Below are 10,803 nucleotides of genomic sequence, written 5' to 3'. Positions count from 1 at the left end.
TATCAAAAGTGTGCTTTAGTTGTTGAGTTGGCTCAGTCATTAAACATCGAGCTTCTTTATTTGACTACTTACTCTCCAAATTTAAACTTGATTGAGCGTCTAATGAAAAATCATTGGCTAACTCTGCTGCTTTTTGCTTATCTCCAATTACAGCCAGAAATCTTTCTTTGCACCCTGTGATCGACTCTCGATACATCTCCTCTAATTTTTCAGTTCGTACGATGTCTGATCTCTTTATCTCTGGCGGGGTTTGATAGAAATTAAATGTATTATTTTGTGTATTACCTGAACCACCTTGATTGATCTTAATTTGAGGATCACTATCTCTAGGCATAGGAGAATTTGCTCCGTCTAGGCGATCTACTTTTTTAGGCGATCTACTGCCTCCTTTGTCCAACGACTAAAAGTCGGAAAGTATTTTCTGACCGTATTCTCCGTATCCAGTTCAGCCTCATAGATTACTGACACAAAAGGAGGTAAAAGCGAAATGGCTCCCTTTAGCTTTGCTGCTGCCGTTTTATCCTGCTCATTGAGCTTAGTAAGAATTTTTTGTAACAATGCTAAAATTGTCGCCGAAGCATCAGCAGGTGGATTAGACACAATCTCACCTTCAACTTCGACAATCTCAGCTATAAGTGCTTGTGCTTTATCATCAGCAATAATTTCATCTTTTGCCACCTCTACAATCCGATCCCACTTTTCCTGCTCAAGATCCCGCATTTCCTCACGTCATGCAGCAATTACCTGCTTAATTCTCGGTTTATCAAGTCTTTCCGCTAATACAAATGCATCCTGCGCCCCTGCTATCTGTTCACGCAGTCTCTCTATATTTTTCTCAAGCCTTTCAAGATCTTTAGCAGACATACAAATTCACTAATTATTTAGCAAGGTTTAATTAATTATGGCAAATCCAACCCAAAATGCAAGCTATGCCAGTTACAACTCTATGCCTACAGGAACTTATGAACTTATGATTTGGGCGATCGCTTACGCATTAATACCAGAAACTAAAGCGATCGCTTGATTAACAATAGCCTCGCGATCGACCATCGCCGCTAGTTGTATGACCGTATAACAACCACCAAAAGCCTCAGCCGTTGCTCCTGATAGAGCCACACGATAAGCATCGCTGATTGCTTCCCGTAATTCTTCCTTAGTTAGATAGCTCCCTCCTGCTTTACGACGACGATTTGTTTTCTGAATTTCATAAACAGCATTTTCAATAGAAGCATCCCACGATCGCGTTGTTCGTCCTTCCGCTTGACGTTTGATTAAATGCAACAGGAGAATTTTGGCAAAACTGGAAATTTTATTTAATTTGTCATCTTTGCTCATTTCTGTCATCTCCTCCACCAACAGCAAAGCATCAGAGATATTGCCACTAAGCAAAAATCCCTTTAGTTCTAACAACTCTTCCATCGCCTAAGCCTCCTGAGTTAAATCACCCAAATCAATATCACCCGTTACTTTGACATTCTTCAGCACTGTCTGCTCAACTGAGCCACTAACCGATGGCGCTGTTTGCTTCATTGATTTTGCTCAAAGGTTTACGCCCTCAATATCGAACTCACATTAATTTTACATCAGCGCTAACTATGCTTTCTGTGATTTATGGCGCGGCAAAGCCGCGCCATAAATCATTGCTTCTTTATTTTGTAGTCTGAAACGATCGCATAAATTTTTGCAATTGACGGCTTTCTAGTTCTAAAACCCGACGGGCAAAATCGCGATCGCGATCTAGAAAAGCATCAAAGGCATCCACAGGAACCGCCAAAATTCGCGTAACCTCACTTTCAGCGATGATTGTATTTTGAGAATCACTATGGGCTAAAACCTCTAGCTCATCTAGAGTTTGTCCAGACTTGAGATGCTCAACACGCACTACCTCGCCCTGCGAATAGAAATTAATCTTCGCAGAGCCAGTGATTACCAGTAACAACTCACGACAAGTATCACCTGCTTCCGTAATCACCTCATCCGTCGTAAAGGCTCTCACCTCAGCGCGATCGGCAAGTCCCACCAAAGTCTCACCATGCATCCGATGGAAGAAATCACTATTAAAGAGATGCGCTACTTTCTCTAACATCGGAAATGCTGTGAGCGGCGGGGAACTCTCAGTCAGCGATAGCACGATCTTAGCCGTCTCCTGCACTAAGCTCGAAGTTTGCAGACTGTAATTACGAGCGATCGCCTTACTTTGCTCAAGATTCAGTTGCGCGGTGATATACAAACAAGCAGCTTGCATCAAAGGATTTTGATCATCCAGTAAAGGCTCTAGCGATCGCAAAATCTCCTCAATCGAATAATCGATTTGGCAGACAGTTGCTTGTCCCTGCGATGGATGTAAACATTGCAGCATTTCTGGAGATAAGCGATTGCTCCAGCTCTCAGATTCCAAGGCTTCCACCAAAACTGCTGGGGCTAATTCTCCCAACTGTTGAGCAACTGCGATCGCATCGGCATCTTTTGGGAAAGTTTCTAGAGTTCCTAAAATGGTGCGAACGATTAATTCATTTTTGTGAGTAATGCTATCCCACAAAAGTCTCAGCACAGTCTGATGTTCTTGAATAATCGGCTGATGTAAAGCTCGATAACAGAAAATCAAAGATGGCAACTGAGCGACTAAAAACTCGGCTCTACGCAGGTTTCCTGATTCGGGGGAAATGCCATCCAAAATCCAAGCTTCTTCCTGCGGATTAATTGCATACTGGCGGCGTAAGGCTCGCACTTGAGCTGAGTTCTGCTCAAGTAAAGTATCGGAAGAGTTATCAAACTGTTGCTTTTGCAATAGCATCAATCGCTCCATTGATTTGCGATAGCCCGTCAAGCGAATTTGATTTTCTAGACTACGCTTATGATCGGGATTCAGCAATTGAGGATCTTCAATACCGAGTTCTTCTAATACTTCACGGTGTTCATCATCAGTAATTCCGAGTTCTTGACGTAATTGTTGCAAGACCTCTAAACTGCTGGAGGAATCGACATATCCTTCTTCCAAGGCTTCACGCACCACTCCTTTATAGGCAGTGTGGCGCTTTTCTCTGGTGAAGCTAGGCAAAACCTTTGCCAAAATATAAACTTCATGGGTATTCAAATCGCTGAGCGATCGCCCTTCTAAAAACTGGGAAACATTAAGTTGCAACTTCTCTAATTGCTTACGGAAGCGACTGGCTAAATTCTCTCGTGAATAAAGGTCGGGACTTCGCTGCCAAGTTTTATACACCCAAAGTGTACTGAGTAAAACTAATCCCAAGTCATAGATATATTGCCCCCAAAGTGGCATCAAAGCGACTAACGGACGACCACCAAAAATAAAGAAGAAGTTGAAAATCGTAAAGGTACAAATAGTAAAGATACGATGACGGATGATTTCTCTAGATAGCTTGAGATTGCGATCGCCACTGTAAATCCTGATCCTTTTTTCCACCCAGCGACCTAACAAATAACCAACTGCGGTAAAAACGCCCAGCGTTAAAGGTACAGCAATTAATTTGGGAATATTAATCGCTTGTCCAAATAGATAGAACCCTGCACTAAACAAGGTTGCCAATTGATCAGACTGCCTTGTCCATGCACCAGAGAAATAATAATCCCAATTACCTGCATAGAGATAGTAATAGACAAAATAGCCAGTCACTAAACCCACATAGCCATATCTTAGAAATGATTCTTCAGGTTTGCTCAAGCCATCCCAATACACCCGCTCAGAGTCGATATCCAAACAAGGATTTTGACATGCCACACAGGCACTTTGCTCTTTACCATCGGGCATTACAGTTCGACACATCGATTGCGTAATCAACTGATCGCTAGTGTGAGCACTACTGCTAAATAGTCCTCCTGGTTCACTGTAAACGCGCTGTACAGGAGCCATCGGACAAAAGTAATTGCACCAAGATTTACCACCGTAGAGATAGCCAACAGCGATCGCAGCAGCAATGGTGGTCAAGATCCAAAGTGCGAGGATTAGGCGATCGGCATTAAAAAATAAAATCCGACCGCATAGTCCTGCAAATAACCAGCCAAACTGCACGTATGGATAGTTTTTGCCTAGCCAAGAGTCGGGCTTTACCTTGGCTAACTCATAGCGAACCTTGCCAGTTTTGGCATTTTCGCGTTTAAATTGACGCTGCCAACCCAAGGCGCGAGGGATTTGCGATAAAAATGAGAGCGGACAAATCCGCCGCCATACCTCATGCCCAAACACCAACAAAATGAAAATCGCCGCAGGAACAACCGCACCCCAGAATATAGTCGTACCGATGGCATAGGGCTGTTCTACTAAGCAATTACCTTGTACAGAGATGCAACTATCAGTTAACCTTAATGGACTCCAAGGATGGTTGGGGACTGTAAATTGAGGAGTCCAAGGATCGTAAAATAATGACACTATGATCAGTAACCATGCGATCGTTAATATCCAGCGAATCAAATGCATTCGCCGTTCAGATAGCTGTGTAAACATAAAATAAGTTTTTAATTAAGAATAAAAAAATCTATACAAAAAAGCATTAAAAGTCCTGCTGTGCAGGACTTTTAATGCTTTTTTTTGTAATTACACCACACCAACTTTGCCAGATTCCATAATTGGATAAAACCAATGAGGACGCATCAGCATGACGTTATCAATTACATGGATCACACCATTATCAGCTTCGATATCAGCAGCTATCACCGTGGCATTATTTGCCTCGAAGACATCATCGGAGACATTAATATCAATTTGTGTGCCTTCTAAAGAAATCAACGATTTGACACCGATTAAATCTTCTTTTTTATATTTTCCTGAAACAACATGGAAGGTTAAAATCCTTGCCAGTTGAGGAATATTCTGGACTAATGTAGTAATAGTTCCATCGGGTAATTTGGCAAAAGCATCATTAGTAGGAGCAAATACGGTGAAAGGACCTGGACTTTGTAATGCTTCCACTAAGCTCGCAGCCGATACAGCGGTGACGAGTGTGGAGAAGGCTTCGTTACTAACAGCAATATCAACAATTGTGGGCATAGTTGGTTCTTTTTGTTTGTTATAAAATTTTCAAAATGCATATTTGAAGGGTGAATTTGTAGGGGCAATTCATGAATTGCCCCTACAAATTCGTAGTTACCGATAATTCTGATCCTGAACCATTCCTATTCTGGCGGCTTTATCCATGCCATATTTAGGATTACAGAATCGATTCAATTGCCCTTCAAAATAATGGCGATTTGCCAAAAGATGTTTAGGATTAGGATCATCTAAGGGATAAAGCAAAGCCGCTCTTCCTGCCTGAATTACTGCCGAGGTAACGTTGTACATCGATCGCTGAAAACTGACAGCTAACTGGATTAGCATGTCATCTTCACCACGGCAATGCTGTTTGTAATAGTCAATCAGATATTGCGGTAAGAAATGATACATGTCTTGATGCAGCAATGTAGGAGGAATACCTGCAGAGCCAACAGGGAACTTATCCGCATACAAAATCCCAAAGTGGAAATCATTCTGATCGTCAGGAACTTCATGAGCTTGGGCATTGTAGGACTTCGTGCCACGGAATGGGGAAGTGCGGTAAAACACTGCCTCGACATAGGGGAAGGCTGCCTCATAGAGCCAAGTAAATCCCTTGGATTTGGGGACAATATCAATCCATTCATCGCCAATCTTGACGCGGTGATAAATGGGACGACCCGCGATCGCAAAGATGCCATTTACCAAGAAATCCATCGCATCGGGAACGCCCTTAAAGCCACCTTCATCGTAAATATCCGACATCTCAAAGAACACGGGAGCCATGATTTCCCAAAATAGCCCAAGCACCGAAGTCATGGTTGCCTGACGACATTGCTCTAGGAACATATCAGGAAACAGTTTGTATAAGCCCAACATCACGGGATTATTTTTAAAGAAAGCTCGAATGGCGCGATCGGCATTCTGTTTATATTCCTCAGAATCCATGTAAGGCTCTAACTCGCCGCCCATGCCACGATGCCAGAGCATCGCCCGCATACATTCTTCCGCGAACTCCATATTGATGCGATCGTGATAGAGATGATGGAAAATCTTGGGGATTTTCGCTTTGAGTTCTCCCTTATCCATGAAATCCAGCAATTCCTGATGCGCTGTTGCATATCCGCGCCAGAGACGTAAATCGGCATCATCGCCAGCATAGTGGTTATGCAAGTCTAAATATTCTTGGGGAAGAAAATATTTAAAGGCAGGAATTGGCTCTAAAAATACTTGTTCAGCTATGTATAGCAAATCCCGCCAATAGAAATCCATTGGTACGGCATAAGCCTTGTAAAGCCCAATAATCTGCATCAGGTTTTCGGGTGTATCAGGGAGCATAGAGCCACCTGCCTCTAAACGATGGATCACCTCTGCATAGGGATGTGTGGAAGGTGGTAGTTTTGTTGCTGGTTCCGTTAAAGTAGCTGTCATCGTTGGTTACCTTTTTATTTAAATGGTGGTTTCTAAAATTCCTTCTGGACTAGCTTCTAATAAATTGACATCTTCATAAATTGCATCAATAGAAATCTGGAGATTAATACTTTGCAATTCGATCAATTCTCCTGTGGTATAGGTTTGCAGTACCCAGAACTTCTCACTACGGCGAAATATTTCTACTCGCTGTTCCCATTGGCTAATCAATACATATTCCTGTAATGATTGGAGGGTTTGATAGTGGGCAAACTTTACACCGCGATCTTTTGATTCTGTGGATTCCGATAGCACCTCAATAATGAGACAGGGATAATTTTTTTGCTTTTTATTGAAGCGATCGCGCTCATCACAAGTAACTAGAAGATCGGGGTAGTAGTAAATATTTTTTGAAGCAATGTTTAACCGCATATCTGAAGGAAATAGCTTGCAATCTTTGCCACGTAAATGATTGGCAAGGATCACAGTTAAATTAGTTGTGATATCGATGTGATCCTCACTAGCTCCAGCCATCGCATAGATCATGCCATTGACATATTCATGCTTTTCTTCTTGCTTTTCTTCCCATTGCAAATATTCATCGGCAGAGACATAGGTTTTGGGTACAGCTATCATCTTGGATCTCTCCTAAAAGCTAAGGATATTTTCTCATAGGTTGAGTATTTGCTGTTTTCATTAGCTAAGAGCGATGAGTCAGGAACGCGAGCGATGATTTGGATGGCACTGGTTTCGCTCCAGCGAACCAACCAAGATGGCTGGACACCTAAAACGAGAATCAAGACTGTCAAGATCAAAGCTGGCAACTGTTCCACTCCACTGACTTTGGGATAGTAAGCCGTATGGTTATCTAACTTACCAAAGCAAGTGCGATTGAGCAAAATTACAAAATATACAGCCGTGAGTCCAGTACCGATAATTGAGAAGATCGTGGGAATTGGGAACTTACTAAAGGTTCCTTGGAAAATTAGAAACTCGGAGATAAACCCAACTAGTCCAGGAATGCCTGCACTAGCCATGCCTCCTAAGATCAACAAAGCGCTAGTAGTGGGTAATCCACGGATCGGATTAAGTAAACCATTGAGAACATCTAAATCCCTTGTACCAACTTTCTCTTCAATTACGCCAACTAAATAGAACAGTAGCGCCAGTACTAAACCGTGACTGACCATTTGGATGATGCCGCCGACCATGCTGAGGGGTGTAGCTGCCGCCGCCGCAAGGAGAATATAGCTCATATGTCCGATCGAACTATAGGCAACCATACGCTTGATGTCTTTTTGGGCGATCGCCACCATTGCCCCATAGAGAATCCCTAAACCTGCCCAAACCGCAACCCAAGGCGATAGTAAAGCCCAAGCTTCAGGAAACAAACCAACACAGAAGCGGAATAAGCCATAGGTTCCTAATTTTGCGACAATGCCACCAAGAATCATCACTGTGGGGGTTGTCGATTCTACATAGGCATCGGGTAGCCAAGTATGGAATGGTACGAAGGGAGCTTTAATCGTAAAACCTAGTAGTAAGACAACTAGAAGTGTGACCTGAATTTCAATTGGCAAGGTCAGGGTTTGTAAGGTTGCATAGTCAAAGATAGGCGTAGGAGCAGCAGATAGCCAACCTAATGCTAGGAATCCAACCAAAACAAGTATTCCTGAGATAGCGGTGAAGATGAGGAATTTCGTCGCCGCATAACTACGTTGTGCGCCACCCCAGACGGCAATTACTAAATAGAGGGGAATTAGTTCTATTTCATAAAACAGGACGAATAATAGGGTGTTGGTCGATAGAATTGCGCCACTGACACCTGCATGAATTAAGAGCATTAATACATGAAAGAGGGTTTTGCGTTCCTTGATTTGCCGATCGCAAAAACAAACGATCAACCAAGTCAGCAAACCATTCAAAACTACTAGTGGCAAAGATAGCCCATCGACTCCAAGGCTATAGTTTAAGCCAAGATTTTCTAACCAAGGCAAATTTTCTGTTAATTGAAAAGACGAAATCTTGATGTCGAATTGACGCAAGAGGATGAAATCAAGAATCAAGATCGCTGTCGCAACAATTGCCGATCCTTTTTTGACTTGACTTTGCGGGAGAAAGGCGATCGCTAAAGCCCCGATCACTGGCAGCCAAATTAAAGCACTAAGCATAGTTTTTTATTCCTAAAAATAGAGATTATGCCCTCACCCCTAGCCCCTGAATAAGAAATAAGATTTTCTTACTCCCCCTCTCCCTATGGGAGAGTGGGCTGGGGGGAGAGGTTTTTTATAACGCGCGATTGAATAGCAATAAAAGTAAAACGCCAATACCAACCATGATCGTTAAGGTATAGAGCTGTAACTGACCAAAGGTGCTGTAACGCAGATTTTGACCACTAAATAGCGTCGCTAATCCAAAGAAATTGCCTACGCCATCGACAAAAAAGCGATCAAACCAGTAGATCCCTTTCGATACGCCATCAACTAATCCCACAATTGTGACCTTGTAAAGCTTTGGGGTATAGAAATCATTGGCAAAGAATTTTTGTAAGCCCAGCCAAGGTAAAGTTACAGGCTTAGGAACTTGCTGGTTGAGATAGAGATATCCACCTGTAACAAGCCCTGCAACACTTGAGCCACTTAGAAGCAGCGCATCAGGACTAAGCATCTGCATCCAATTAGGAATAACACCCCAAGAGAACAGCATTTGAGGAACATGCAATACTAGACCCGCCATTAAAGTCATCGGTATGACAATCAACCATAGAGGCTCTACGGAGCGCTCCGTCATCTGTTTGGGTTTACCTCCCCAAATCAGACCAAATACGCGCATAAGACTGAAGGCAATTAAGCCATTAATTAATAGGAGCAATTCAGCTAAAGCAGGGTTGTCTTGCCAGAGAGAGTTAAGCAAATCAACCATAGCCCAGAATCCACCCAATGGGGGCAAGCCAATCAATCCGAGCGCACCAACTAAAAAGCAGATTCCCGAAATCGGGCGACGATTCCATAGCCCACCCATCAAAGTTAGATCTTGGCTAATGTTGTTGGAAATAATGCTACCTACTGACATTAGCAAAAGCGCGATCGCTAAAGCATGGGACAAAATCAAAATATAGGCACTATGGGTATTACCAGTACCAACGGAGATAAAAATCAACCCCATAAATGCGCTAGTTAGATATGACAGAGATCGCTTCACGTCAATCTGCCCAATCGCGATTAGGGTTGCACCTAATGCAGTTGCAGAACCAACGGCAATGATTGCCTGCTGAGTAAAAGGTGACAATGCAAACAAAGGCTGCAACTTGATCAGAACCCAAGCACCTGTAGCGACAACTACCGAGTTACGCAGCACAGTACTTGGTAAGGGACCTTCCATTGCTTCATCTAGCCAGAGATGCAAGGGGAATTGGGCGCATTTTCCCATGGGACCAACCATCAGAGCTAAGGTGACCAAGGTTATAGTCGTTGGGTTGACATCAGCAGTTTTAGCCCATTCTGCGAGCTCAGTAAAATTCCAAGTTCCAGCCAGAGGGAATAAGCCAACAACACCAACTAATAGAAATAAATCGCCAATACGCTTTGTTAAAAAAGCATCTCTTGCACCAGTCACAACGAGAGATTGGTTATACCAAATTCCCACAAGAAGGTAAGTTCCGAGCGTTAAAATTTCTAGAACAACGTAACTAAAAAAGAGGGAGTCACATAGAACCAAGGAGCACATTCCTGCTTCAAAAAGAGCCAGCAGAGCATAAAATCGCCCCCAGCCCCAGTCCATTTCCATGTAACCAACAGCATATATTCCAGCAAGCAGATTAATCCCTGCGATTAGGACAATTGCCACTACGGTGATCGTCGATACCTGCAAGTCAAGGGTAAAGTTTAGCCCGCCCACTGCTAGCCAAGGAAAAGATAATAAATGTGCTGGCTGTCCCCAAGCTACAGTCAAAGCGACGATCGCATGAACTAATGAGCAGAAAGTCATGAAAATATTGATGTAGCCTGCTGGTCTGGGTCCCGTTTTGCGAGTAATGCCGGGGAACCAGATGATCGATAGCATCGCTCCTATTAAGGAATAGCAGGGTATTAGCCAGATCGTGTCCAGCCAGTTGTTTATCATAATATATCTATCTATTTACTAAAAATCATAGTTAAATTTCTATGATTATCGCAGAGATAGATCTAAATGAAAATAGGTGTTTTCATCAATATTTATCTATGCATACTATAAATAATTACCACAAAACAAAAAATCTAGTTAGTAACTCATCCCAAAACACTTGCTGGGCTTAATTTTTAACCTACATTCAGCAGGTTATTTAAGACAAAAAATAATATTTACGAGAAGAGGCCCCGAGAAACTGCAAAATTAGATTTTGTCGATCAGTAAGCTTAATCTGA

General features: G+C 42.7%; 11 protein-coding genes and 1 pseudogene. 2 read left to right on the top strand and 10 right to left on the bottom strand.

What is annotated here, in order from left to right:
• Window positions 1-108: pseudogene (locus tag H6G05_RS24460) on the top strand (IS630 family transposase); the annotation flags it as partial.
• Here H6G05_RS24460 and H6G05_RS24455 read toward each other — a convergent pair.
• From H6G05_RS24455 to H6G05_RS25740, 3 genes are read right to left on the bottom strand one after another with little or no spacing between them, the layout of a single operon-like run.
• Window positions 65-334 (bottom strand): hypothetical protein, encoded by a 270-nt coding sequence (locus H6G05_RS24455; RefSeq protein WP_190582523.1) that lies wholly within the window; start codon window positions 332-334, stop codon window positions 65-67. The pseudogene H6G05_RS24460 and the gene H6G05_RS24455 sit on opposite strands and share 44 nt — an antisense overlap.
• A 26-nt stretch (window positions 335-360) precedes the next feature.
• On the bottom strand, window positions 361-720 hold the full coding sequence (locus H6G05_RS24450; RefSeq protein ID WP_199310757.1) for a hypothetical protein: 360 nt from the start codon (window positions 718-720) through the stop codon (window positions 361-363).
• Between the two features lie 9 nt (window positions 721-729).
• Window positions 730-864 (bottom strand): hypothetical protein, encoded by a 135-nt coding sequence (locus tag H6G05_RS25740; protein WP_277874788.1) that lies wholly within the window; start codon window positions 862-864, stop codon window positions 730-732.
• Between the two features lie 37 nt (window positions 865-901).
• Here H6G05_RS25740 and H6G05_RS25735 point away from each other — a divergent pair, with 37 nt between their 5' ends.
• The gene (locus tag H6G05_RS25735; RefSeq protein WP_277874787.1) at window positions 902-1,024 is read left to right on the top strand and encodes a hypothetical protein; all 123 of its coding nucleotides are present in this window, start codon (window positions 902-904) and stop codon (window positions 1,022-1,024) included.
• On the opposite strand, the gene H6G05_RS24445 is transcribed toward H6G05_RS25735, so the two are convergent.
• From H6G05_RS24445 to H6G05_RS24415, 7 genes are all read right to left on the bottom strand, one after another.
• Window positions 988-1,419: a DUF29 family protein gene (locus tag H6G05_RS24445; RefSeq protein ID WP_190582521.1), complete on the bottom strand. Its 432-nt coding sequence runs from the start codon at window positions 1,417-1,419 to the stop codon at window positions 988-990. The two genes, H6G05_RS25735 and H6G05_RS24445, sit on opposite strands and share 37 nt — an antisense overlap.
• A 229-nt stretch (window positions 1,420-1,648) precedes the next feature.
• Complete coding sequence (locus H6G05_RS24440; protein ID WP_190582519.1) at window positions 1,649-4,465, bottom strand: cyclic nucleotide-binding domain-containing protein; 2,817 nt, start codon at window positions 4,463-4,465, stop codon at window positions 1,649-1,651.
• Between the two features lie 90 nt (window positions 4,466-4,555).
• Complete coding sequence (locus tag H6G05_RS24435) at window positions 4,556-5,008, bottom strand: fasciclin domain-containing protein (RefSeq protein WP_190582516.1); 453 nt, start codon at window positions 5,006-5,008, stop codon at window positions 4,556-4,558.
• 96 nt (window positions 5,009-5,104) lie between these two features.
• Window positions 5,105-6,421 carry a CO2 hydration protein gene (locus H6G05_RS24430; protein WP_190582514.1) on the bottom strand — a complete coding sequence of 439 codons (1,317 nt, stop codon included), beginning with the start codon at window positions 6,419-6,421 and terminating at the stop codon, window positions 5,105-5,107.
• An 18-nt stretch (window positions 6,422-6,439) separates the two neighbouring features.
• A complete protein-coding gene (locus H6G05_RS24425; protein ID WP_190582512.1) occupies window positions 6,440-7,036 on the bottom strand; it encodes a Uma2 family endonuclease in 597 nt (198 codons plus the stop codon).
• Window positions 7,033-8,571: an NADH-quinone oxidoreductase subunit M gene (locus tag H6G05_RS24420; protein ID WP_190582510.1), complete on the bottom strand. Its 1,539-nt coding sequence runs from the start codon at window positions 8,569-8,571 to the stop codon at window positions 7,033-7,035. The genes H6G05_RS24425 and H6G05_RS24420 overlap by 4 nt, the downstream gene beginning before the upstream one ends.
• 115 nt (window positions 8,572-8,686) lie before the next feature.
• The gene (locus H6G05_RS24415) at window positions 8,687-10,522 is read right to left on the bottom strand and encodes an NAD(P)H-quinone oxidoreductase subunit F (protein ID WP_190582508.1); all 1,836 of its coding nucleotides are present in this window, start codon (window positions 10,520-10,522) and stop codon (window positions 8,687-8,689) included.
• Window positions 10,523-10,803: the final 281 nt, after the last annotated feature.

It is taken from the genome of Phormidium tenue FACHB-1050 (assembly GCF_014696925.1).
In the GTDB taxonomy this organism is placed as follows: domain Bacteria; phylum Cyanobacteriota; class Cyanobacteriia; order Pseudanabaenales; family Pseudanabaenaceae; genus Pseudanabaena.
Note: the sequence above shows the minus strand (reverse complement) of the source record. Positions and strands in the feature narration are given on the sequence as shown.